Genomic DNA, 24,425 nt, shown 5'->3' with positions numbered 1-24,425 from the left:
GTAGACCCGCAGGGGTAGCAAAAGGCTAATTTATGTCAGAGCAGGTTCTCTACTTTGTGCAGCAGATGTTTAACGGCGTTACGCTGGGAAGCACCTATGCACTGATCGCCATCGGTTACACCATGGTGTACGGGATTATCGGCATGATCAACTTCGCCCACGGCGAGGTGTACATGATCGGTAGTTATGTCTCCTTTATGATTATCGCCGCATTAATGATGATGGGCATCGACACCGGCTGGCTTCTGGTGGCTGCTGGCTTCATCGGGGCGATTGTGATTGCCAGCGCCTACGGCTGGAGCATCGAACGGGTGGCCTACCGCCCGGTGCGCAGCTCCAAGCGTCTGATTGCGCTGATCTCCGCCATCGGGATGTCCATCTTCCTGCAAAACTACGTCAGTCTGACCGAAGGCTCGCGCGATATCGCGCTGCCAAGTCTGTTTAACGGCCAGTGGATTGTCGGCAGCAGCGAAAACTTCTCCGCGTCCATCACTACCATGCAGCTGGTTATCTGGATTGTGACCTTCGTTGCCATGCTGGCGCTGACGCTGTTTATTCGCTACTCCCGCATGGGCCGCGCCTGTCGCGCCTGCGCGGAGGACCTGAAAATGGCGAGCCTGCTCGGCATTAACACCGACCGCGTGATTGCCCTGACGTTTGTCATTGGCGCAGCGATGGCGGCGGTGGCGGGCGTGCTGCTGGGTCAGTTCTACGGCGTTATCAACCCGTATATCGGCTTTATGGCCGGGATGAAAGCCTTCACCGCGGCGGTTCTGGGCGGTATCGGCAGTATTCCAGGGGCGATGATTGGTGGGCTGATTCTCGGCATCGCGGAAGCGCTGTCCTCCGCGTATCTGAGCACCGAATATAAAGACGTTGTGTCGTTCGCGCTGCTGATCGTGGTGCTGCTGGTGATGCCGACCGGTATCCTGGGCCGCCCGGAGGTAGAGAAAGTATGAAACCGATGCAATTTGCGATGGCGCTGCTGTCGGCGGCGATGTTCTTTGTCCTGGCCGGCGTCTTTATGGGCGTTCAGTTACAGCTCGACGGTACCAAACTGGTGGTCGGCAGCGCCGCGGATATCCGCTGGCAGTGGATCTTTATCGGCACCGCGGTGGTCTTTTTCTTCCAGATGCTGCGCCCGTTATTCCAGAAAGGGCTGAAAAGCGTCTCCGGGCCGAAGTTTATTCTGCCTGCCATTGACGGCTCGACGGTCAAACAGAAGCTGTTCCTGGTCGCGCTGCTGGTGATCGCCGTAGCGTGGCCGTTTATGGTTTCACGTGGCACGGTTGATATTGCCACCCTGACCATGATTTACATCATCCTCGGCCTTGGCTTGAACGTGGTGGTGGGGCTTTCCGGCCTGTTGGTGCTGGGTTACGGTGGCTTCTATGCCATCGGTGCTTACACCTTCGCGCTGCTTAACCACTATTACGGTCTCGGCTTCTGGACCTGTCTGCCGATCGCGGGGCTGGTCTCGGCGGCGGCGGGCTTCCTGCTGGGCTTCCCGGTGCTGCGTCTGCGCGGTGACTATCTGGCGATTGTGACCTTAGGCTTCGGCGAAATCGTCCGTATCCTGCTGCTTAACAACACCGAAGTGACCGGCGGGCCGAACGGTATCAGCCAGATCCCGAAACCGACCTTCTTCGGCCTGGAGTTCAGCCGCAGCGCCCGTGAAGGCGGCTGGGATACCTTCAGCAACTTCTTTAACGTTAAGTACGACCCGTCTGACCGCGTTATCTTCCTTTATCTGGTGGCGCTGTTGCTGGTGGTGCTGAGCCTGTTTGTCATCAACCGCCTGCTGCGCATGCCGCTGGGCCGTGCGTGGGAAGCGCTGCGTGAAGATGAAATTGCCTGTCGCTCGCTGGGCCTGAGCCCAACGCGTATCAAGCTGACCGCCTTTACCATCAGCGCCGCGTTTGCCGGTTTTGCCGGTACGCTGTTTGCCGCGCGCCAGGGCTTTGTCAGCCCGGAATCCTTTACCTTTGCCGAGTCGGCCTTCGTGCTGGCGATTGTGGTGCTGGGCGGGATGGGCTCACAGTTTGCGGTTATTCTCGCCGCTGTCCTGCTGGTGGTGTCACGCGAGCTGATGCGTGACTTCAACGAATACAGCATGCTGATGCTGGGTGGTTTGATGGTTCTGATGATGATCTGGCGTCCGCAGGGGCTTCTGCCGATGACCCGTCCGCAGCTCAAGCTGAAAAGCGGGAAAGCGAAAGAAGGAGAGCAGGCATGAGTCAGCCATTATTATCCGTTAACGGCCTGATGATGCGTTTTGGCGGCCTGCTGGCGGTTAACAACGTCGCCCTGGAACTGCATCCTCAGGAAATCGTCTCCCTGATTGGCCCGAACGGCGCGGGGAAAACCACGGTCTTTAACTGCCTGACCGGCTTCTACAAGCCGACCGGCGGCACCATTATGCTACGTGACCAGCACCTGGAAGGGTTGCCGGGCCAGGAGATTGCCCGTATGGGCGTGGTGCGTACCTTCCAGCACGTGCGTCTGTTCCGCGAAATGACGGTGATTGAAAACCTGCTGGTGGCACAGCATCAGCAGCTGAAGACCGGCGTCTTCTCCGGCCTGCTGAAAACCCCGTCGTTCCGTCGCGCGCAAAGCGAAGCGCTGGACCGTGCTGCCACCTGGCTTGAGCGTATCGGCCTGTTAGAGCACGCCAACCGTCAGGCCAGCAACCTGGCCTACGGTGACCAGCGTCGTCTGGAGATTGCCCGCTGCATGGTGACGCAGCCGGAAATCCTGATGCTCGATGAACCGGCGGCGGGTCTTAACCCGAAAGAGACCAAAGAGCTGGACGAACTGATTGCCGAGCTGCGTAACCATCACAACACCACTATCCTGCTGATTGAGCACGATATGAAGCTGGTGATGGGCATTTCCGATCGCATCTACGTGGTGAATCAGGGGACGCCGCTGGCGAACGGTACGCCAGAAGCGATCCGCAACAACCCGGACGTGATCCGCGCCTATTTAGGTGAAGCATGATGGGGGCGAGGCAGAATATGGATAAAGTGATGTTATCGTTTGATAAAGTCAGCGCCCACTACGGCAAAATTCAGGCGCTGCACGACGTCAGCCTGCATATCAATCAGGGGGAAATTGTGACCCTGATTGGCGCCAACGGCGCAGGAAAAACCACGCTGCTCGGCACATTGTGCGGCGACCCACGCGCCACCAGCGGGCGTATTGTCTTTGATGATAAAGACATTACCGACTGGCAGACGGCGAAAATCATGCGTGAAGCGGTGGCGATTGTTCCGGAAGGGCGCCGCGTCTTCTCACGCATGACGGTGGAAGAGAACCTGGCGATGGGCGGCTTCTTCGCCGACCGCGATCAGTTCCAGGAGCGCATCAAGTGGGTGTATGACCTGTTCCCACGCCTGCTTGAGCGTCGCATTCAGCGTGCAGGCACCATGTCCGGCGGTGAGCAGCAGATGCTGGCAATTGGCCGTGCATTGATGAGCCAGCCGCGCCTGCTGCTGCTTGATGAGCCTTCTCTGGGGCTGGCCCCGATTATCATCCAGCAGATTTTCGACACCATCGAGCAACTGCGTAAGCAGGGCATGACCATTTTCCTCGTCGAGCAGAACGCCAACCAGGCGCTGAAGCTCGCCGACCGCGGCTACGTGCTGGAAAACGGCCACGTGGTGCTGGAAGACACCGGTGATGCACTGCTGGCGAACGAAGCGGTGCGCAGCGCGTACCTCGGCGGTTAATTCGTCGCAATAACGCCGGATAAGATGCGCCAGCATCGCCATCCGGTAACCCGTATCCCGGGCGAGGTGCTTGCACCGACCCCGGGAACGGCACTTTCCCTATACGTGTCATAGCTCCCACTTTCCCTTCTTAGAACCGTCACCGCCTTGCCATCCCTTTGTCGCCTTACTATCTTTTTTTTGTAATAAAAAAGTTATTTTTCTGTCATTCGAGCATGTCATGTTACCCCCGCGAACATAAAACGCGTGATATCGCGCATCCCGGCACAAAAAGAGAGATAACCGATGATATCGTTACGACATACAGCTTTAGGATTGGCAATGAGTCTGGCATTCGCAGGTCAGGCTATGGCGGTAACTACTATTCCGTTCTGGCATTCAATGGAAGGTGAGCTGGGTAAAGAGGTTGACTCTCTGGCGCAGCGCTTCAACGCCGCCAACCCGGATTACAAAATTCAGCCGGTGTACAAAGGCAACTATGAGCAGAGCCTGAGCGCAGGTATCGCCGCGTTCCGTACCGGTAACGCCCCGGCAATTTTGCAGGTGTATGAAGTCGGCACCGCCACCATGATGGCGTCAAAAGCGATTAAGCCGGTGTATCAGGTGTTTGACGATGCCGGTATCAAGTTCGATGAATCTCAGTTTGTGCCGACGGTTTCCGGTTACTACACCGACTCCAAAACCGGGCACCTGCTGTCCCAGCCGTTTAACAGCTCCACTCCGGTGCTGTACTACAACAAAGACGCCTTCAAGAAAGCCGGTTTAGACCCGAACCAGCCGCCGAAAACCTGGCAGGATCTGGCAGCCTATACCGCGAAGCTGAAAGCGGCCGGTATGAAGTGCGGCTACGCCAGCGGCTGGCAGGGCTGGATCCAGATTGAAAACTTCAGCGCCTGGCACGGCCTGCCGGTTGCGACCAAAAATAACGGCTTCGACGGTACCGATGCGGTACTGGAGTTCAACAAGCCAGAGCAGGTGAAACACATCGCGCTGCTGGAAGAACTGAACAAGAAGGGTGATTTCAGCTACTTCGGCCGTAAAGATGAGTCTACCGAGAAGTTCTACAACGGTGACTGCGCCATTACCACCGCCTCTTCCGGCTCGCTGGCGGACATTCGTCAGTACGCCAAATTCAACTACGGCGTGGGCATGATGCCTTACGATGCTGACGTGAAGGGCGCGCCGCAGAACGCCATCATCGGCGGGGCGAGCCTGTGGGTGATGCAGGGCAAAGACAAAGAGACCTACACCGGGGTCGCGAAATTCCTCGAGTTCCTGGCGAAGCCTGAAATTGCTGCCGAATGGCACCAGAAAACCGGCTACCTGCCAATCACTACCGCCGCGTACGACCTGACTCGTCAGCAGGGCTTCTATGACAAGAACCCAGGTGCCGACATCGCCACGCGTCAGATGCTGAACAAGCCACCGTTGCCGTTCACCAAAGGGCTGCGTCTGGGCAACATGCCGCAGATTCGTACCATCGTGGATGAAGAACTGGAAAGCGTCTGGACCGGTAAGAAAACGCCTCAGCAGGCGCTGGACTCTGCGGTAGCGCGCGGGAATCAGCTGCTGCGTCGCTTCGAGCAATCGACCAAGTCTTAATCATTGACTAACCCCCTCACCCTAACCCTCTACCCATAGGGGAGAGGAGACCCGCCTTTCTCCCTCGCCCCTTTGGGGAGAGGGCCGGGGTGAGGGGAAATCAACTCAGAGTTTAACTATGTCATCATCTCGTCCGGTGTTTAAATCCCGCTGGCTGCCCTATGCATTGGTCGCGCCGCAGCTGATTATCACCGTTATCTTCTTTATCTGGCCCGCCGGTGAAGCGCTGTGGTACTCACTGCAAAGCGTTGACCCGTTTGGTCTCTCCAGCCAGTTCGTTGGTCTGGATAACTTCGTCACGCTGTTCCACGACAGCTACTACCTCGACTCCTTCTGGACGACTATCAAGTTCAGCGGCCTGGTGACGATAAGCGGCCTGCTGGTCTCGCTGTTCTTCGCCGCCCTGGTGGACTACGTGGTGCGCGGCAGCCGTCTATACCAGACGCTGATGCTGCTGCCTTATGCCGTCGCACCTGCCGTGGCCGCCGTACTGTGGATCTTCCTGTTTAACCCCGGACGCGGGCTGATTACCCACTTCCTCGGTGCGTTCGGTTATGACTGGAACCACGCGCAGAACAGCGGTCAGGCCATGTTCCTGGTGGTCTTCGCCTCGGTCTGGAAGCAGATAAGCTACAACTTCCTGTTCTTCTTCGCCGCGCTGCAATCTATTCCGCGCTCGCTGGTCGAGGCTGCGGCCATCGACGGCGCGGGCCCGATTCGCCGCTTCTTCAAGCTGGCGCTGCCGTTGATCGCGCCGGTGAGCTTCTTCCTGCTGGTGGTGAACCTGGTGTACGCCTTCTTCGACACCTTCCCGGTGATCGACGCCGCGACGGCGGGCGGCCCGGTACAGGCCACCACCACGCTGATTTATAAGATTTACCGTGAAGGATTTGCCGGGCTGGATCTCTCGGCCTCTGCGGCGCAGTCGGTGGTGCTGATGTTCCTCGTCATCATCCTGACCGTGGTGCAGTTCCGTTACGTGGAAAGTAAGGTGCGCTACCAATGATTGAGAACCGTCGCGGGCTGACGATATTCAGCCACACCATGCTGATCCTCGGGATTATCGTGATCCTGTTTCCGCTGTACGTCGCTTTTACGGCGGCGACGCTGGACAACAAAGCAGTGTTTGAAACGCCGATGACGCTGATCCCCGGCGGCCATCTGTTCGAGAATATGAAGGCGATTTGGGTCAACGGCGTGGGCGTGAATAGCGCACCGTTCTGGCTGATGATGCTCAACAGCTTCATCATGGCCTTCGCCATTACCGTCGGCAAAATCGCGGTGTCGATGCTCTCGGCATTCGCCATCGTCTGGTTCCGCTTTCCGCTGCGTAACCTGTTCTTCTGGATGATCTTTATCACCCTGATGCTGCCGGTGGAAGTGCGTATCTTCCCGACGGTTGAGGTCATTGCCAACCTGAAGATGCTCGACAGCTACGCGGGCCTGACGCTGCCGTTAATGGCGTCGGCAACCGCCACCTTCTTGTTTCGACAGTTCTTTATGACCCTGCCGGACGAGCTGATTGAAGCGGCGCGTATCGACGGCGCTTCGCCGATGCGCTTTTTCCGCGATATCGTGCTGCCACTGTCGAAAACCAACCTTGCGGCGCTGTTCGTCATCACCTTTATCTACGGCTGGAACCAGTATCTCTGGCCGCTGCTGATTATTACCGACGTGAACCTCGGCACCGCCGTGGCGGGCATCAAAGGGATGATCGCTACCGGTGAAGGCACCACGCAGTGGAACCAGGTGATGGCGGCGATGCTGCTCACCCTTATTCCCCCCGTTGTTATCGTTTTAGCCATGCAGCGTGCCTTTGTACGCGGCCTGGTCGATAGTGAGAAATAAAAATGGCTGGTTTAAAACTACAGGCAGTAACTAAAAGCTGGGACGGTAAAACCCAGGTCATTCAACCGCTGACGCTGGACGTGGCAGACGGGGAATTTATTGTGATGGTCGGCCCGTCGGGCTGTGGGAAATCGACACTGCTGCGTATGGTGGCGGGGCTTGAGCGCGTAACCAGCGGTGACATCTGGATTGACCGCAAGCGCGTGACCGAAATGGAGCCGAAGGATCGCGGCATCGCCATGGTATTCCAGAACTATGCGCTCTACCCACACATGAGCGTGGAAGAGAACATGGCCTGGGGGCTGAAAATTCGCGGCATGGGCAAAGTGCACATTGCCGAAAAAGTGCAGGAAGCGGCGCGTATTCTTGAGCTGGACGGCCTGCTGAAGCGCCGCCCGCGCGAGCTCTCCGGCGGCCAGCGCCAGCGCGTGGCGATGGGGCGCGCTATCGTGCGTGACCCGGCGGTGTTCTTGTTCGACGAACCGCTCTCCAACCTCGACGCTAAGCTGCGCGTGCAGATGCGTCTTGAATTGCAGCAACTGCACCGTCGTCTGAAAACCACCTCGCTGTACGTGACCCACGATCAGGTGGAAGCGATGACCCTCGCCCAGCGGGTGATGGTGATGAACAAAGGCATTGCCGAGCAGATTGGCACGCCGGTGGAAGTGTATGAGAAACCGGCCAGCCGCTTTGTGGCGAGCTTTATCGGCAGCCCGGCAATGAACCTGCTGGACGGTCAGATTGATGAGTCCGGCTCGCGCTTCGTGCTGGAAAACGGTATGCAGCTGCCGCTGCCAGCCTCTCAGCGCGAATATGCCGGTCGCCGCATGACGCTGGGTATCCGTCCGGAACATATTGCGCTAAGCTCGCAGGCCGAAGGCGGCGTGCCATTGGTGATGGATACGCTGGAAATTCTCGGCGCCGATAACCTGGCCCACGGCCGCTTTGGTGAGCAGAAAATGGTGGTGCGCTTACCGCACCAGCAACGTCCGCACGCGGGCACCACGCTGTGGCTGCATCTGCCGGACGATCATCTGCACCTCTTTGAAGGTGAGACAGGATTACGCGTATGAGCAATTGGCCTTATCCCCACATCGTCGCCCACCGTGGCGGCGGTAAGTTAGCGCCGGAAAACACCCTGGCGGCGATCGACGTTGGCGCTCGCTATGGGCATACCATGATTGAGTTTGACGCCAAGCTGTCGAAAGACGGGCAGATTTTCCTGCTGCATGACGACAACCTCGAACGCACCAGCAACGGCTGGGGCATCGCGGGTGAACTGAGCTGGCAGGACCTGCTGCGCGTGGATGCCGGAAGCTGGTTTAACAGCAGCTTTAAAGACGAGCCGCTGCCACTGCTGTCGCAGGTAGCGGAACGCTGCCGTCAGCACGGCATGATGGCGAATATCGAAATTAAACCGACCACCGGCAGCGGGCCGTTGACCGGGAAAGTGGTGGCGCTGGCCGCGCGTGAACTGTGGGCTGACATGACCCCACCGCTGCTGTCGTCATTTGAAATTGATGCGCTGGAAGCCGCCCAGCTTGCTGCGCCGGAACTGCCGCGGGGTTTACTGCTGGATGAGTGGCGTGACGACTGGCGTGAGCTGACGACGCGTCTGGGCTGCGTCTCCATTCATCTTAACCATCGTCTGCTGGATGAAGCGCGGGTCGATGCGCTGCGTGAAGCGGGGCTGCGGATTCTGGTCTATACCGTGAATAACCCCCAGCGCGCCGCCGAGCTGCTGCGCTGGGGTGTCGACTGCATCTGTACCGACGCGATTGATATCATCGGGCCTGACTTCCAGCCTTAATACTGCTTCAGCATGCCGCCGTTGCTATTGGGCAGCGGCTGCTGCTGATTTAGCATGCCCGGCTGCGCCTGCTGCACGCGTTGTTGGTTAGTGTTCAGCTGGTTTTGCAGATGCTGCTGTTGCTGCTGCGTCTGTACCTTGCGCTGCTGGTTCAGCATGCTGGATTGCTGCTGCTGTTGATTGAGCATGCGGGTCTGCATCCGCTGCTGGCTTGGAATCTCATAGCCCGGCTTATTCGGGTTGTTATCGACGTTCAGCGGCGCGGCCAGCGCAGTGAACGGCAGCAGTGCCGCCAGAATCAGTAATCGTTTCATCGTCTTTCCTCCGTGTAGGGGATCCCTTAAGTTTACTCCTTTCCCATCGTAACGAGGATTATTTCAGCATTATGAACCAGGCTTAGTGAGGACCTCACCGTACGCTCTGGAGAATGATGATGATAATAATACCGACGTTTTTACGCCGGGTAGCCCTTGCTGCTCTGCTGTCAGGAAGCTGTTTTAGCGCGATTTCTGCACCTCCACCGCCGCCGGTTTCTTACGGCGTTGAGGAGGATGTTTTCCATCCCGTACGTGCCCAGCATGGCATGGTGGCTTCCGTTGATGCTACCGCCACGCGCGTGGGCGTTGAGATTCTGCGCCAGGGCGGCAATGCCGTGGATGCGGCGGTGGCCGTGGGCTACGCGCTGGCGGTGACGCACCCGCAGGCAGGGAATATCGGTGGCGGCGGGTTTATGATGCTGCGGACCAAAGATGGGAAAACCACGGCGATTGATTTCCGTGAAATGGCCCCGGAGCAGGCGACTCGCGATATGTTCCTCGACGACCAGGGTAACCCGGACAGTAAAAAGTCGCTGACCTCGCACCTGGCCTCCGGCACGCCGGGCACGGTGGCAGGCTTCTCGCTGGCGCTGGAGAAGTACGGCACGATGCCGCTCAACAAAGTGATTCACCCGGCGATTAAGCTCGCCAAAGAGGGGTTTGTGGTCAACGATGCGCTGGCTGACGATCTTAAAACCTACGGCAGTGAAGTGCTGCCGAATCATGCCAACAGTAAGGCCATTTTCTGGAAAGACGGCGAGCCGCTGAAAAAGGGCGATAAACTGGTGCAGGCGAATCTGGCAAAAAGCCTGGAACTGATTGCTGAAAACGGACCGGATGCCTTCTACAAAGGGGCGATTGCCGACCAGATTGCCGAAGAGATGCATAAAAACGGTGGCCTGATGAGCAAAACGGATCTGGCAAACTACAAAGCCGTTGAGCGTACGCCGATAAGCGGTGAATACCGCGGCTACGAAGTCTTCTCGATGCCGCCGCCGTCCTCCGGCGGGATCCACATCGTGCAGATCCTCAACATCCTCGAAAACTTCGACCTGCATAAATACGGCTTCGGCAGCGCCGACGCAATGCAACTGATGGCAGAGGCGGAAAAGCACGCCTACGCCGACCGTTCTGAATACCTCGGCGACCCGGACTTCGTGAAGGTGCCGTGGCAGGCGCTGACTAACAAAGCCTACGCCAAATCGATTGCTGAGCAGATTGATATCAATAAGGCCAAGCCGTCCAGCCAGATTAAACCGGGTAAACTGGCACCGTACGAAAGCAACCAGACCACCCACTTCTCAGTGGTGGATAAAGACGGTAACGCGGTGGCGGTGACCTACACCCTCAACACCACTTTTGGTACCGGCATCGTGGCGGGCAATACCGGCATTCTGATGAATAACGAGATGGATGACTTCTCCGCCAAACCCGGTGTGCCGAACGTTTACGGGCTGGTGGGCGGTGATGCCAACGCGGTTGGGCCGAAGAAACGCCCGCTGTCGTCAATGTCGCCAACCATTGTGGTAAAAGACGGGAAAACGTGGCTGGTGACCGGTAGCCCTGGCGGTAGCCGGATTATCACCACGGTGCTGCAGATGGTGGTAAATTCCATCGACTTCGGCATGAACGTGGCCGAAGCCACTAACGCGCCGCGCTTCCACCATCAGTGGCTGCCGGACGAACTGCGGGTTGAGAAAGGGTTTAGCCCGGATACGCTGAAGCTGCTGGAAGCGAAGGGGCAGAAGGTGGCGGTGAAAGAGGCGATGGGCAGCACGCAGAGTATTATGGTGGACCCGGACGGAACGCTGTATGGGGCGTCGGATCCGCGTTCGCCTGATGATTTGACGGCGGGGTACTAGTTTACCCTCAGCCCGACCCTCTCCCTGGAAGGGAGAGGGAGAAAGGCAGGGTAGATTACTGATTTATAAGCCGCACCATACGGTCCCCTAACCCTCTGGGAGAGGGTTAGGGTGAGGGATTACCCCTTCACCCGCGCCATAAAATACGCATCCACATACTCCCCGTTACGCAGCCCATATTTCCGCCCCGTACCTTCAATCTCAAACCCGTGCTTCTGGTAAACCGCGACCGCCGGTGCGTTATCGACAAACACCGTCAGCTCAATACGGTCGACGCGCAGCCAGTTGTCGCACATATCAATCATGGTACGCATCAGCGCGCTGGCGACGCCGCGGTTCTGCCAGCGGGCGTCGACGCAGATACCGAAATCGGCGACGTGGCTGCGGCGAGGGCGCTGGGCAACGGCGATGCAGAGGTGCCCAACCACCTGTTCACCGATGCAGGCGACGAGCTGTTTGATACCGGGCTGGTCGGCTAGCCGCTCTTGCCACATATGGCTGGAAGGATGAGGGACCTGTAGCGTGTTGTGATACACCTCCGGCTGGGCGTGGATCTGACGGATTGCGTCGTAATCTTCAGGTTCAGCGTGGCGGATCACTATGTCACTCATTCTTCATATCCTTGGTGGGTTAAAAGTCCCTTTTAACATCATTGATTTTGAAATGTGCGTCAATTGGCTTTTTTTGCAAAAAATGTTGGACAAGTGCGAATGAGAATGATTATTATTGTCCTGCATTCAGGGCGTCCTTGCGGAGAACCTGAAAGCACGACATTGCTCACATTGCTTCCAGTATTACTTTAGCCAGCTTTAAGCTGGCTTTTTTTTGTCATTTTTTTCTGTGGGTTTGGTCGTATTGGCGGACGCAGTGTCGGAGATCGTGGGCTCATGGGCAAAACCGACCACATTGTTTTTCCCTGTTTCTGCGGGCAGAACCTCTGCCTGTCCAGAGAATTTCCCGCCTTTCTTTATGGCCAGTTGATGGTAGGCAAGGGTACCAACCACATGACCGTTTTCGGCGATTTCCAGCGACTGGCTGTGACATTGCCCCACCACGTTACCATCGATAATCAGCTCGCGGCAGGTGATGTTGCCCTCGACCAGGCCGCCGTGAATGATTTTTATCAGCCCCTCTTCAGCCTCGATGTTACCTTTCAGCGAACCGTAAATATAGACGTGCCCGTTTGAGGCAATATTGCCCTCAAAGCACACGTTGCTGGCGATGACTGTTGCATCCTGCTTTTTGGCGCTGACGGACTCTTTTTCCTCGACAGGGAGTGAAGCCGGTGCGGTGGCAGGGGAAACGTCAATGGATTTATTCTTTTTAAACATGTGATTGGCCTGATTAAGTTTGATGTGGATGACGAAAGAGGAGAGGGCACACACGCCGGATAAACACGCCAGAGAGGGGGCGTTGAAATACCAGGCTATCAGGGCGAGTAGCCAAAAGAAAATGGTGCAATTAACGGCGAGAAACTCTCTTCCTATGAGCAATTCGTGGTGACTCCGTTGCGGGATACAGGTGCGAAATACCCCTTATTTCGCAGGCACCCTTATCCAGAATTTGCCCGACACGGTCAACGATTCAGGATGATTTTCGGAATTTAACTCGTTATTTTCGCAGGATTTATTGGTGGTTCTTATTGGCCGGCTATAACGTATTATTTCGGGCTATTTTTAGCCGTGTGGGGATTCATTTCGTTTCGAGGTGCGCTATGGTGTTCAGCAAACATTTCAAAAGGACTGAACCATGACTCTGCACTGCGCCTTTATCGGCTTTGGCAAAAGCGCCACCCGCTACCACCTTCCTTATGTCCTCGAACGTAAAGCCGACTGGCACGTCGCCCATATCTATCGCCGCAGCCCAAAGCCGGATGAGCAGGCGCCGCAGTATGCGCATATCCATTTCACCAGCGAGCTGGACGATATTCTGAACGACCCGCAGGTGAAGTTGGTGGTGGTCTGTACTCATGCCGATAGCCACTTCGAGTACGCCAAAAAGGCGCTGGAAGCGGGCAAGAACGTGCTGGTGGAAAAGCCGTTCACCCCAACGCTTGCCGAAGCTAAAACGCTGTTTGCGCTGGCGAAAAGCAAGGGGCTGACGGTGTCGCCGTATCAGAACCGTCGCTTTGACTCCTGCTTCCTGACCGCCAAAAAAGCGATTGAGAGCGGCAAGCTGGGTGAGATTGTGGAAGTGGAAAGCCACTTTGATTACTACCGCCCGGAATCGCCAACCCAGCCTGGCCGCCCGCAGGACGGCGCATTTTACGGCCTGGGCGTGCATACCATGGACCAGATTATCTCCTTGTTTGGCCGCCCGGATCACGCCTCCTACGACATCCGCAGCCTGCGTAACCCGGCCAACCCGGACGACACATTTGAAGCGCAGCTCTACTACGGCAACCTGAAAGCGATTGTCAAAACCAGCCACCTGGTGAAAATCGACTACCCGAAATTTATCGTTCACGGCACCAAAGGGTCGTTTGTGAAATACGGTATCGACCAGCAGGAAACCAGCCTGAAAGCAGGCATTATGCCGGGCGATGCGAACTTCGCGGCCGACGACTCCGTCTCTTATCTGGAGTACGTTAACGACGCAGGCGACACGGTGAAAGAGCAGTGGCAGGCGGAGCGCGGTGACTACGGTCGCGTATACGATGCGCTGTACCAGACGCTGACAAACGGCACGCCGAATTTTGTCAAGGAAACTGAGGCTCTGACCAATATGGAACTGCTCGAACGGGCCTTTGAGCAGCCAGCTCCTGCCACGATAAGCCTCGCCAAATAAGCAAACATGGCTCCTCCGTTCTTGTTCATATTTTTTGAACAGAGGAGTCAATTTTCACCCACTATCATCCTGACCGGTTTACGTCCAAACTTGTTTCATCGAAAACATGAGGGGGTAAAAAATGATTTTCTTACGCAAAGCAAATGAACGTGGTCATGCGAATCATGGTTGGCTGGATTCCTGGCATACCTTCTCGTTTGCCGATTATTACGATCCGAATTACATGGGCTTCTCGGCACTGCGCGTGATTAACGATGACGTGATTGACGCCGGCCAGGGCTTCGGTACTCACCCGCACAAAGACATGGAAATCCTGACCTACGTTCTGGAAGGCGCCGTTGAGCACCAGGACAGCATGGGCAACAAAGAGCAGGTTCCGGCGGGCGAGTTCCAGATTATGAGTGCGGGTACCGGTATTCGTCACTCTGAGTACAACCCGAGCGCCACCGATAAGCTGCACCTGTACCAGATCTGGATCATTCCAGAAAAAACCGGCATCACGCCGCGTTACGAACAGCGCCGCTTCGACGCCCTGCAGGGCAAACAGCTGGTGCTGTCACCGGATGCCCGTGAAGGCTCGCTGAAGGTGTATCAGGATATGGAACTGTACCGTTGGGCGCTGGCGAAAGGCGAACAGTCGGTGCACCAGATTGCCGCTGACCGCCGCGTGTGGATTCAGGTAGTCAAAGGCGAAGTGAGCATCAATGGCACTAAGGCTACCACCAGCGATGGCCTGGCCATCTGGGACGAGCAGGCAATTTCCGTTCACGCGGATAGCGAAAGTGAAATTTTACTCTTCGATCTGCCGCCAGTTTGATCCGGCTTAAATAAATCGCGCAACCTCCCTAATCTTGCGGGGAGGTTGCGCCATCTCCGTGGTAAACTTCAGCAATATTTCACCTTTGCTTACCTCCGGACGATGAAAAAGAAAAGACCCGTACTTCAGGATGTTGCCGATCGCGTTGGCGTAACCAAAATGACGGTTAGCCGTTTTCTCCGTAACCCGGAACAGGTTTCCGTGGCGTTACGTGGCAAAATTGCGGCGGCTCTTGATGATTTGGGTTATATCCCCAACCGGGCGCCCGATATTCTCTCCAACGCCACTAGCCGCGCTATTGGCGTGCTGCTGCCATCGTTAACCAACCAGGTTTTTGCTGAAGTGCTGCGCGGTGTAGAAAGCGTCACCGATGCTCACGGCTATCAGACCATGCTGGCGCACTACGGCTATAAACCAGAAATGGAGCAGGAACGCCTGGAGTCGATGCTCTCCTGGAACATTGACGGTCTGATTCTCACCGAACGTACCCACACTCCTCGCACCCTGAAGATGATTGAAGTCGCCGGGATCCCGGTGGTGGAGCTGATGGACAGCCAGTCACCGTGCCTCGACATCGCCGTTGGCTTTGATAACTTCGAAGCGGCGCGCCAGATGACGGCGGCGATTATTGCCCGCGGTCATCGTCACATTGCCTATTTAGGCGCACGTCTCGACGAACGTACTATCATCAAACAGAAGGGCTACGAGCAGGCGATGCTTGACGCGGGCCTGATACCGTACAGCGTGATGGTAGAGCAGTCGTCCTCCTATACTTCCGGCATCGAACTGATGCGCCAGGCGCGACGTGAGTTCTCCAACCTGGACGGTATTTTCTGTACCAACGATGACCTGGCGGTTGGCGCGGCGTTTGAGTGCCAGCGCCTTGGGCTGCGCATTCCTGACGACATCGCGATTGCCGGTTTCCACGGCCACGACATCGGTCAGGTGATGGAGCCGCGTCTTGCCAGCGTGCTGACCCCGCGTGAACGCATGGGGCGCATCGGCGCAGAGCGCTTGCTGGCGCGCATTCGCGGTGAAGCGGTTACGCCAAAAATGTTAGATTTAGGTTTCACTTTGTCACCGGGCGGATCTATTTAGCCCTAACAAGTTTGAACTAGATCACACATATTCACTTAGAATTCACTTCCGGCACGAATGGTTATTGCTTATCCACTTGCCCGGCAGGACAATGTTACCGATAACTGTTACCCGTAACAATTTCCCAAATCTAATTGCCAGTGCCCAACAGGAGGACGCCTTGAGCACGACTAACCACGATCACCATGTCTATGTACTGATGGGCGTATCCGGCAGCGGTAAATCCGCCGTCGCCAGCGAAGTCGCACACCGTCTGAACGCCGCGTTCCTTGACGGCGACTTCCTGCACCCACGCAGCAATATCGTCAAAATGTCCTCCGGCGAACCGCTGAACGACGACGATCGCAAACCATGGCTGCAGGCGCTGAACGACGCGGCTTTCGCGATGCAGCGCACCAACAAAGTTTCGCTGATTGTCTGCTCGGCGCTGAAAAAAGCGTACCGCGACATTCTGCGTGAAGGTAACCCGAACCTTTCCTTCGTCTACCTGAAAGGGGACTTCGAGGTGATTGAGAGCCGCCTGAAGGCGCGTAAAGGTCACTTCTTCAAAACTCAAATGCTGGTCACTCAGTTTGAAACCCTGCAAGAGCCGGGCGCTGAAGAACGCGATGTCCTGGTGGTTGATATCGATCAGCCGCTGGAAGGCGTTATCGACAGCACGATTGAGGTGATCAACAAAGGCCGTGCCGCGTGACAACTTTAACGCTTGTTTTAACCGCAGTTGGCTCCGTTCTGCTGCTGCTGTTTTTAGTCATGAAGGCGCGTATGCACGCCTTCCTGGCATTGATGGTGGTGTCTATTGGTGCAGGGCTTTTCTCCGGTATGCCGTTGATTAAAATCGCGGAAACCATGGAGAAAGGGATGGGCGGCACGCTGGGCTTCCTGGCGATTGTCGTGGCGCTTGGCGCAATGTTTGGCAAGATTCTGCATGAAACCGGCGCGGTCGATCAGATTGCCGTCAAAATGCTGAAATCGTTCGGCCATAGCCGCGCACACTACGCGATTGGTATTGCCGGTCTTATCTGCGCGCTGCCGCTGTTCTTTGAAGTGGCGATCGTGCTGCTGATTAGCGTCGCGTTCTCGATGGCGCGCCACACCGGGACGAACCTGGTGAAGCTGGTGATTCCACTGTTTGCGGGCGTGGCTGCCGCAGCGGCGTTCCTGCTGCCGGGGCCAGCGCCGATGCTGCTGGCCTCCCAGATGCACGCTGACTTTGGCTGGATGATTCTGATTGGCCTGTGTGCGGCGATCCCGGGGATGATTATCGCCGGTCCGCTGTGGGGCAACTTTATCAGCCGCTATGTTGAGCTGAACATTCCTGATGACATCACTGAGCCGCACCTTGGCGAAGGCAAAATGCCGTCCTTCGGCTTTAGCCTGGCGCTGATCCTGCTGCCGCTGGTGCTGGTGGGTCTGAAAACTATTGCCGCGCGTTTCGTGCCGGTGGGGTCAGAAACCTATCAGTGGTTTGAATTTATCGGTCACCCGTTCACCGCGATCCTGATTGCCTGCCTGGTGGCTATCTATGGTCTGGCGTTCCGTCAGGGCATGGAAAAAGACAAGGTGATGGCGATTTGCGGCGCGGCGCTGCAGCCTGCGGGGATTATCCTGCTGGTGATTGGTGCCGGTGGCGTGTTCAAACAGGTGCTGGTGGATTCCGGCGTTGGCCCGGCGTTGGGTGAAGCCCTGACCGGGATGGGCCTGCCGATTGCGCTGACCTGCTTCATCCTGGCCGCGGCGGTACGTATCATTCAGGGTTCCGCCACGGTGGCGTGTTTGACCGCGGTTGGCCTGGTGATGCCGGTGATTGAACAGCTGCACTACAGCGGTGCGCAGCTGGCAGCGCTCTCTATCTGTATCGGCGGCGGTTCTATCGTGGTGAGCCACGTCAACGACGCGGGCTTCTGGCTGTTCGGTAAGTTTACCGGCGCTACCGAAGCGCAGACGCTGAAAACCTGGACCATGATGGAAACCATCCTGGGAACGGTCGGCGCCATTATTGGTATGATTGCGTTTACGCTGTTGAGCTGACGGCTTCCCGGCGTCGCATACGCTCGGCCGGGCTACTTGAGCGGTAGCCCGGCCGAGGCGTTTACGCCGACCCCGGGGCCGCACCAAACCAACCTTTTATCCCTTCATCCACATCCGAATACCGTCCAGGAACATCTGGGTCGCCATCATCACCAGAATCAAGCCCATCAGACGCTCCAGCGCGTTCACCCCTTTCTCACCGAGCAGGCGCAGGAACAGCGACGACTGCAGCAAAATCACTACCGTACCGCCCCAGGCGATCAGCAGCGCAATCACCAGATGCGACAAATTATTCGGGTACTGGTGCGAAAGCAGCATTAAGGTCGCCAACAGCGTTGGCCCCGCCACTAATGGAATCGCGAGCGGCACAATAAACGGTTCTTCACCCGCTGGCAGCCCCGAACTATTTCCGGTGGCGCTAGGGAAAATCATCTTGATGGCAATCAGGAATAAAATGATGCCACCGGAGATGGAAACCGTCTCGGCGCGCAGGTTTAAAAACGCCAGAATCTTCTCGCCAGCGAAGAGAAAAATCAGCATGAGTAGAAGTGCGATTAAAAGCTCACGTATCATGATCGCCTTGCGGCGCTTGGGTTCCGTGTGTTTTAGCACCGACATAAAAATGGGTAAATTTCCCAGTGGATCCATAATCAGGATCAATAAAACTGCGGCGGAAAAGATTTCACTCATCACTCAAATTCCCTGATAATTGTTGCGGACTTTCTGCTCTACGCATCACTCTGACCGCGTACTGTGGTAGGAGGAAATGCGTCCCCTATGGATGAGGGGATAAGTTGCACTTCTGATTGCTAAGCAATCATTGATTAATTTTGCTTGCGACTTTAGCTGCATTTTGTAATGTGAGGGGATGCCAGGGGCACTTATTCACATATACAGCACATATATCTGCAGGAAAACACGCTATGAAAAATGTTGGTTTTATCGGTTGGCGCGGAATGGTCGGCTCAGTACTCATGCAACGCATGGTAGAAGAGCGCGATTTTGACGCCATTCGCCCCGTCTTCTTCTCCACTTCCCAGCTAGGGCAAGCTGCGCCAACCTTCGGCGGCAGCACCGGTGGTCTGCTCCAGGATGCTTACGATCTTGAAGCGCTGAAGGCGCTCGACATTATTGTCACCTGTCAGGGCGGCGATTATACCAACGAAATCTATCCTAAGCTGCGTGAAAGCGGTTGGCAGGGTTACTGGATTGACGCGGCCTCTTCGCTGCGCATGGAAAATGATGCCATCATCATTCTCGACCCGGTAAACCAGCAGGTCATTACCGATGGCCTGAACAACGGCGTGAAAACCTTCGTAGGCGGTAACTGTACCGTCAGCCTGATGCTGATGTCCCTCGGCGGCCTGTTTGCCAACGACCTGGTAGAGTGGGCCTCGGTGGCAACCTATCAAGCAGCTTCCGGCGGCGGCGCGCGCCATATGCGTGAACTGCTGACCCAGATGGGCCAACTGCATCATCACGTCGCCAACGAACTGGCTGACCCGGCTTCCGCTATCCTCGAGATCGAACGTAAGGTCACCACCCTGACCCGCAGCGGCGATCTGGCAGTGGATAACTTCGGCGTTCCGCTGGCGGGCAGCCTGATTCCGTGGATCGATAAACAGCTTGATAACGGCCAGAGCCGCGAAGAGTGGAAAGGTCAGGCTGAGACCAACAAAATCCTCGCCACCTCTTCCGTGATCCCGGTTGACGGCCTCTGCGTGCGCGTCGGTGCGCTGCGCTGCCACAGTCAGGCATTCACGCTGAAATTGAAAAAAGATATTTCCATAAGTTCTGTAGAGGAATTACTGGCCGCGCACAACCCGTGGGCGAAAGTCATTCCTAACGACCGTGAAATTACCATGCGTGAACTGACGCCTGCGGCGGTCACCGGTACGCTGACCACGCCTGTTGGACGTTTGCGCAAACTGAACATGGGGCCGGAGTATCTGTCAGCGTTCACCGTTGGCGACCAGCTTCTGTGGGGCGCAGCGGAGCCGCTGCGTCGTATGCTACGCCAACTGGCGTAAACATTTGTTAATCGATGAGGGGTGGCGAACCACCCCTTTTTTTTGCGTAATACAAGGAGTAAACGCAGTAATGTTAATTTTTCTCTCAGGAGTCAGGTAAAGCGTTGACTATGCTTTAATCAAGGTCTGTTGCCTTGACTGAAGGTTGGACGGAGCCGAGAGAGCACACAACTTTGTGCTGCACCGTTCAGGTCACAAAATGTCGCCATTTACAGTGGATTGAGGCGATACAAAAACTAAGGATGATGAAGCATGTCCGATCGTGTTGATAGAGACGTGATTAATGCGTTGATCGCAGGCCATTTTGCAGACCCCTTTTCCGTACTGGGTATGCACCGAACGGAAGCGGGACTGGAAGTCCGTGCACTGTTACCCGACGCGACCGATGTTTGGGTGATTGAACCTAAAACCGGGCGTAAAGTCGGCAAGCTGGATTGCGTGGACTCACGTGGTTTCTTTTGTGGCGTTCTGCCGCGTCGTAAAAATTTCTTCCGTTATCAGTTGGCTGTCGTCTGGCATGGCCAACAGAACCTCATTGACGATCCTTACCGCTTTGGCCCATTGCTCCAGGAATTGGACATATGGCTGCTGTCTGAAGGTACTCACCTACGCCCCTACGAAAAGCTGGGTGCGCATGCGGATACCATGGACGGCGTTACCGGTACGCGCTTTGCCGTCTGGGCGCCAAACGCCCGCCGCGTGTCGGTAGTCGGTCAGTTCAACCACTGGGACGGTCGCCGTCATCCGATGCGTCTGCGTCAGGAAACGGGGATTTGGGAGCTGTTTATTCCGGGAGCGCACAACGGTCAGCTGTATAAATTCGAGATGATCGATGCCCGCGGCGCGCTGCGGATTAAAGCCGACCCCTATGCGTTCGAAGCCCAAATGCGTCCGGAAACGGCCTCGCTGATTTGTGGCTTACCGCCGAAGGTTGAGCAGAGCGAAGCCCGCAAAAAGGCCAACCAGTTTGATGCCCCTATCTCTATCTACGAGGTGCATCTGGGCTCCTGGCGTCGTCATACCGACAACAACTACTGGCTGAGCTACCGCGAGCTGGCAGAGCAGCTGGTCCCATACGCCAAATGGATGGGCTTCACCCACCTGGAACTGCTGCCGGTCAACGAACACCCGTTCGACGGAAGCTGGGGCTATCAGCCGACCGGGATGTACGCGCCGACCCGTCGTTTCGGTACCCGCGAAGATTTCCGCTACTTCATCAACGCTGCGCACGCCGCCGGCCTGAACGTGATCCTCGACTGGGTGCCTGGTCACTTTCCGTCGGATGATTTCGCGCTGGCCGAGTTTGACGGCACCAACCTGTACGAGCACAGCGACCCACGCGAAGGCTACCATCAGGACTGGAATACCCTGATTTACAACTATGGCCGCCGTGAAGTGAGCAACTTCCTGACCGGCAACGCCCTGTACTGGGTGGAACGCTTCGGCATTGATGCGCTGCGCGTCGATGCGGTGGCATCAATGATTTACCGCGACTACAGTCGTAAAGAGGGTGAGTGGATCCCGAATGAGTTCGGCGGCCGCGAAAACCTCGAAGCGATTGAGTTCCTGCGCCAGACCAACCGCGTGTTGGGCGAGCAGGTTCCCGGTGCGGTGAGCATGGCGGAAGAGTCGACCGACTTCGCGGGCGTGTCACGTCCATCTGATATGGGCGGCCTGGGCTTCTGGTTTAAGTGGAACATGGGCTGGATGCACGACACCCTGGACTACATGAAGCTCGACCCGATTCACCGCCAGTACCATCACGACAAAATGACCTTCGGCATGCTCTATAACTACACGGAAAACTTCGTGTTGCCGTTGTCGCATGACGAAGTGGTTCACGGTAAGAAATCTATCCTGGACCGTATGCCGGGCGATGCGTGGCAGAAGTTTGCCAACCTGCGCGCCTACTACGGCTGGATGTTCGCCTTCCCGGGTAAAAAGCTGCTGTTTATGGGCGATGAGTTTGCCCAGGGCCGCGAATGGAACTTTGACGGCAGCCTCGACTGGCATCTGCTGGAAGGCGACGACAACTGGCATAACGGGGTACAGCGCCTGGTGCGCGACCTCAACCATACCTATCGTCACCACAAAGCGATGCACGAGCTGGACTTTGACCCGTACGGTTTTGAATGGCTGGTGGTCGACGACAGCGCCCGCTCGGTGTTCGCTTTTGTCCGTCGCGACAAAGCGGGCAACGAAGTGATTGTGGTCAGCAACTTTACGCCAGTACCGCGTCAGGATTATCGCTTCGGCATCAATCAGCCGGGCCGCTGGCGCGAAGTACTCAACACCGACTCCGCCCATTACCACGGCAGCAACGCCGGGAACGGCGGGCTGGTGCAGAGCGAGGCGATTGAAAGCCATGGCCGTGCGCAGTCGCTGAGTCTGACGCTGCCGCCGCTGTCGACCATCTGGTTAGTTCGGGAAGGGGATTAAATTTGAGTCAGCTCGCAGCAGGGGAACCCGCGCCGCTTGGCGCAAGCTATGACGGTGAAGGTGTCAACTTTACGCTCTTCTCGGCGCATGCGGAGCGGGTTGAACTGTGCGTGTTTGATGCGCAGGGTACGGAGACACGCTATGACTTACCCGCCCGCAGCGGTGACGTCTGGCATGGCTATCTTCCCCACGCGCGTCCTGGCTTACGTTACGGCTACCGGGTGCACGGCCCGTGGGACCCGCAGCAGGGGCACCGGTTTAACCCGGCGAAGCTGCTGCTGGACCCATGCTGTTTCTGCGCCGAGGGCGACCCGGACGACTCCCCGCATTTTCACGGCGGTTACGATGTACCGGACGACCGCGATACCGCAGCGATTGCACCCAAATCGGTGGTCGTCGACCTGACCTATGACTGGCAAGACGATGCTGCCCCACGCACCGCGTGGGGCAAAACCGTGATCTACGAAGCGCACGTCAAAGGGCTGACCTATCGCCACCCAGGGCTGCCGGAGTCTATCCGCGGCACCTACAAAGCGCTGGGTCATCCGGTGATGATTGCTTACCTCAAGCGCCTGGGCATTACCGCGCTGGAGCTGATGCCGGTGGCGCATTTTGCCAGCGAGCAGCGCCTGCAGCGGATGGGGCTGAGAAACTATTGGGGTTACAACCCGCTGGCGATGTTTGCGCTGGCACCGCGTTACGCCAGCGCGCCTGAGCATGCGCTGGATGAGTTTCGCGATGCGGTCAAAGCGCTACACAAAGCCGGTATCGAAGTGATCCTTGATGTGGTGTTGAACCACAGCGCCGAGTTGGATCTGCATTGCCAGACCTTTTCACTGCGGGGGATCGATAACCGTAGCTATTATTGGTTACGGGAAGATGGCGATTATCACAACTGGACGGGCTGCGGTAATACTTTGAATCTCAGCCACCCTGGCGTCGTGGAATACGCGCGCCAGTGCCTGCGTTTCTGGGTGGATGTCTGCCACGTTGACGGTTTTCGTTTTGATTTAGCGTCGGTAATGGGCCGTACGCCGGGCTATCGTCAGGACGCGCCGCTGTTTAACGCGATCCACGATGACCCGGTTCTCTCTACGGTGAAGCTGATTGCCGAACCGTGGGATATCGGTGAAGGCGGTTATCAGGTGGGGAACTTCCCGCCGCTCTTCAGCGAATGGAACGACCATTTCCGGGATGCCATGCGTCGCTTCTGGCTTGAAGAGTCGCTGTCGCTGGGGGATTTTGCCCAGCGCTTTGCCGCTTCTAGCGACGTGTATGCGCATCAGGAACGTCGCCCTCGCGCGACGATAAACCTGGTGACCGCCCACGATGGCTTCACCCTGCGCGATTGTGTCAGCTTCAACGGCAAGCACAACGACGCCAACGGTGAAGAGAATCGTGACGGCACCGGCAATAACCATAGCAATAATCATGGTATCGAAGGATTGGAAGCAAACCTGGAAGTAATGGCACGTCGGCAGAAGAGCGTTCAGGCGCTGCTGACAACGCTGCTGTTATCGCAGGGAACGCCAATGTTGCTGGCCGGTGATGAACACGGTCACAGCCAGCAAGGTAACAACAATGCCTACTGTCAGGACAATACGTTGACCTGGCTCGATTGGGAAAACGCAGATGACGCGCTGACGGACTTTACCGCCGCCCTGATTCACCTGCGCCAGCAGATCCCCGCGTTGACGGACGACCGCTGGTGGCAGGAGGGCGATGGCAACGTGCGGTGGCTCAATCAGGATGCGCAACCGCTGTCTGCCGAGGAGTGGCAGCACGGTGCTCGCCGAATGCAGATTCTGCTTTCCGATCGTTGGCTCATTACGCTCAATGCGACGCAAGACGCGACAAACTTGACGTTACCCGAGGGGGAATGGCGCGCTGTTCCTCCCTTCACCGACGCTGGCACGTCGGTCGTCGTGGCTGTCTGGCATGGGCCCGCGCACGGAGTGTGCGTATTTCAAAGGTCATAGTCTCTGAATTACCCGGAACCCCGCGTTATCGCGCGAGGACACCTCATAACCCGGAAGGACGAGCAACAAAAGGA

The 24,425-nt window shown here is 56.8% G+C and carries 21 protein-coding genes and 1 pseudogene; 18 read left to right on the top strand and 4 right to left on the bottom strand.

Annotated elements, in window-relative coordinates; all coding sequences use genetic code 11:
- Window positions 1–32: 32 nt before the first annotated feature.
- The 9 genes from livH (at window position 33) to ugpQ (ending at window position 8,991) form a co-directional block, all read left to right on the top strand.
- On the top strand, window positions 33–959 hold the full coding sequence (gene livH, locus HII27_RS07725) for a high-affinity branched-chain amino acid ABC transporter permease LivH (RefSeq protein WP_035892178.1): 927 nt from the start codon (window positions 33–35) through the stop codon (window positions 957–959).
- Window positions 956–2,236, top strand: coding sequence for a branched chain amino acid ABC transporter permease LivM (livM, locus tag HII27_RS07720; protein WP_185667357.1), 1,281 nt, complete (start codon window positions 956–958; stop codon window positions 2,234–2,236). The genes livH and livM overlap by 4 nt, the downstream gene beginning before the upstream one ends.
- Window positions 2,233–3,000 carry a high-affinity branched-chain amino acid ABC transporter ATP-binding protein LivG gene (gene livG / locus HII27_RS07715; RefSeq protein ID WP_185667356.1) on the top strand — a complete coding sequence of 256 codons (768 nt, stop codon included), beginning with the start codon at window positions 2,233–2,235 and terminating at the stop codon, window positions 2,998–3,000. The genes livM and livG overlap by 4 nt, the downstream gene beginning before the upstream one ends.
- Window positions 3,001–3,017: 17 nt before the next feature.
- Complete coding sequence (livF, locus tag HII27_RS07710) at window positions 3,018–3,731, top strand: high-affinity branched-chain amino acid ABC transporter ATP-binding protein LivF (RefSeq protein ID WP_081918523.1); 714 nt, start codon at window positions 3,018–3,020, stop codon at window positions 3,729–3,731.
- Between the two features lie 285 nt (window positions 3,732–4,016).
- Window positions 4,017–5,333, top strand: a complete 1,317-nt coding sequence (ugpB, locus tag HII27_RS07705; RefSeq protein WP_185667355.1) for a sn-glycerol-3-phosphate ABC transporter substrate-binding protein UgpB — start codon at window positions 4,017–4,019, stop codon at window positions 5,331–5,333.
- Between the two features lie 118 nt (window positions 5,334–5,451).
- The gene (ugpA, locus tag HII27_RS07700; RefSeq protein WP_185667354.1) at window positions 5,452–6,339 is read left to right on the top strand and encodes a sn-glycerol-3-phosphate ABC transporter permease UgpA; all 888 of its coding nucleotides are present in this window, start codon (window positions 5,452–5,454) and stop codon (window positions 6,337–6,339) included.
- The gene (ugpE, locus tag HII27_RS07695; RefSeq protein WP_035892165.1) at window positions 6,336–7,181 is read left to right on the top strand and encodes a sn-glycerol-3-phosphate ABC transporter permease UgpE; all 846 of its coding nucleotides are present in this window, start codon (window positions 6,336–6,338) and stop codon (window positions 7,179–7,181) included. Before ugpA ends, ugpE begins: the two co-directional genes overlap by 4 nt.
- Before the next feature lie 2 nt (window positions 7,182–7,183).
- Window positions 7,184–8,254: a sn-glycerol-3-phosphate import ATP-binding protein UgpC gene (locus HII27_RS07690; RefSeq protein WP_185667353.1), complete on the top strand. Its 1,071-nt coding sequence runs from the start codon at window positions 7,184–7,186 to the stop codon at window positions 8,252–8,254.
- Window positions 8,251–8,991: a glycerophosphodiester phosphodiesterase gene (gene ugpQ / locus HII27_RS07685; RefSeq protein WP_185667352.1), complete on the top strand. Its 741-nt coding sequence runs from the start codon at window positions 8,251–8,253 to the stop codon at window positions 8,989–8,991. Before HII27_RS07690 ends, ugpQ begins: the two co-directional genes overlap by 4 nt.
- 8 nt (window positions 8,992–8,999) lie before the next feature.
- Here the strand turns inward: ugpQ and HII27_RS07680 are convergent.
- A pseudogene (locus HII27_RS07680) lies at window positions 9,000–9,305 on the bottom strand (DUF2756 family protein); the annotation flags it as partial.
- A gap of 122 nt (window positions 9,306–9,427) precedes the next feature.
- Here HII27_RS07680 and ggt point away from each other — a divergent pair.
- Window positions 9,428–11,170, top strand: a complete 1,743-nt coding sequence (gene ggt, locus HII27_RS07675; RefSeq protein ID WP_185667535.1) for a gamma-glutamyltransferase — start codon at window positions 9,428–9,430, stop codon at window positions 11,168–11,170.
- Window positions 11,171–11,289: 119 nt separating this feature from the next.
- On the opposite strand, the gene yhhY is transcribed toward ggt, so the two are convergent.
- Both yhhY and HII27_RS07665 read right to left on the bottom strand, forming a co-directional pair.
- Window positions 11,290–11,781 carry an N-acetyltransferase gene (gene yhhY, locus HII27_RS07670; protein WP_185667350.1) on the bottom strand — a complete coding sequence of 164 codons (492 nt, stop codon included), beginning with the start codon at window positions 11,779–11,781 and terminating at the stop codon, window positions 11,290–11,292.
- 198 nt (window positions 11,782–11,979) lie between these two features.
- Window positions 11,980–12,657 carry a bactofilin family protein gene (locus tag HII27_RS07665; protein ID WP_185667534.1) on the bottom strand — a complete coding sequence of 226 codons (678 nt, stop codon included), beginning with the start codon at window positions 12,655–12,657 and terminating at the stop codon, window positions 11,980–11,982.
- A gap of 262 nt (window positions 12,658–12,919) precedes the next feature.
- Between HII27_RS07665 and HII27_RS07660 the strand changes: the two genes are divergently transcribed.
- The 5 genes from HII27_RS07660 (at window position 12,920) to gntU (ending at window position 17,903) form a co-directional block, all read left to right on the top strand.
- Entirely contained in the window at window positions 12,920–13,957 is a 1,038-nt protein-coding gene (locus tag HII27_RS07660) for an oxidoreductase (protein ID WP_185667349.1), read from the top strand.
- A gap of 121 nt (window positions 13,958–14,078) precedes the next feature.
- Complete coding sequence (locus HII27_RS07655) at window positions 14,079–14,774, top strand: pirin family protein (protein WP_035892157.1); 696 nt, start codon at window positions 14,079–14,081, stop codon at window positions 14,772–14,774.
- 102 nt (window positions 14,775–14,876) lie between these two features.
- Window positions 14,877–15,872, top strand: a complete 996-nt coding sequence (gene gntR, locus HII27_RS07650) for a gluconate operon transcriptional repressor GntR (protein ID WP_185667348.1) — start codon at window positions 14,877–14,879, stop codon at window positions 15,870–15,872.
- Window positions 15,873–16,032: 160 nt separating this feature from the next.
- On the top strand, window positions 16,033–16,566 hold the full coding sequence (gene gntK / locus HII27_RS07645; protein WP_185667347.1) for a gluconokinase: 534 nt from the start codon (window positions 16,033–16,035) through the stop codon (window positions 16,564–16,566).
- Window positions 16,563–17,903, top strand: coding sequence for a gluconate transporter (gene gntU, locus HII27_RS07640; RefSeq protein ID WP_185667346.1), 1,341 nt, complete (start codon window positions 16,563–16,565; stop codon window positions 17,901–17,903). The genes gntK and gntU overlap by 4 nt, the downstream gene beginning before the upstream one ends.
- Before the next feature lie 96 nt (window positions 17,904–17,999).
- Here the strand turns inward: gntU and HII27_RS07635 are convergent, their stop codons facing one another.
- Window positions 18,000–18,593, bottom strand: a complete 594-nt coding sequence (locus tag HII27_RS07635; RefSeq protein ID WP_035892151.1) for a YhgN family NAAT transporter — start codon at window positions 18,591–18,593, stop codon at window positions 18,000–18,002.
- Window positions 18,594–18,826: 233 nt separating this feature from the next.
- Here HII27_RS07635 and asd point away from each other — a divergent pair, with 233 nt between their 5' ends.
- The 3 genes from asd (at window position 18,827) to glgX (ending at window position 24,351) form a co-directional block, all read left to right on the top strand.
- Window positions 18,827–19,933, top strand: coding sequence for an aspartate-semialdehyde dehydrogenase (asd, locus tag HII27_RS07630; RefSeq protein ID WP_185667345.1), 1,107 nt, complete (start codon window positions 18,827–18,829; stop codon window positions 19,931–19,933).
- A gap of 252 nt (window positions 19,934–20,185) precedes the next feature.
- A complete protein-coding gene (glgB, locus tag HII27_RS07625; protein ID WP_185667344.1) occupies window positions 20,186–22,372 on the top strand; it encodes a 1,4-alpha-glucan branching enzyme in 2,187 nt (728 codons plus the stop codon).
- A gap of 2 nt (window positions 22,373–22,374) precedes the next feature.
- The gene (gene glgX, locus HII27_RS07620) at window positions 22,375–24,351 is read left to right on the top strand and encodes a glycogen debranching protein GlgX (protein ID WP_185667343.1); all 1,977 of its coding nucleotides are present in this window, start codon (window positions 22,375–22,377) and stop codon (window positions 24,349–24,351) included.
- Window positions 24,352–24,425: the final 74 nt, after the last annotated feature.

Origin of the sequence: Kluyvera sichuanensis, assembly GCF_014218705.1 — a bacterium.
In the GTDB taxonomy this organism is placed as follows: domain Bacteria; phylum Pseudomonadota; class Gammaproteobacteria; order Enterobacterales; family Enterobacteriaceae; genus Kluyvera; species Kluyvera sichuanensis.
This window is presented reverse-complemented; position numbering and strand designations above follow the sequence as displayed.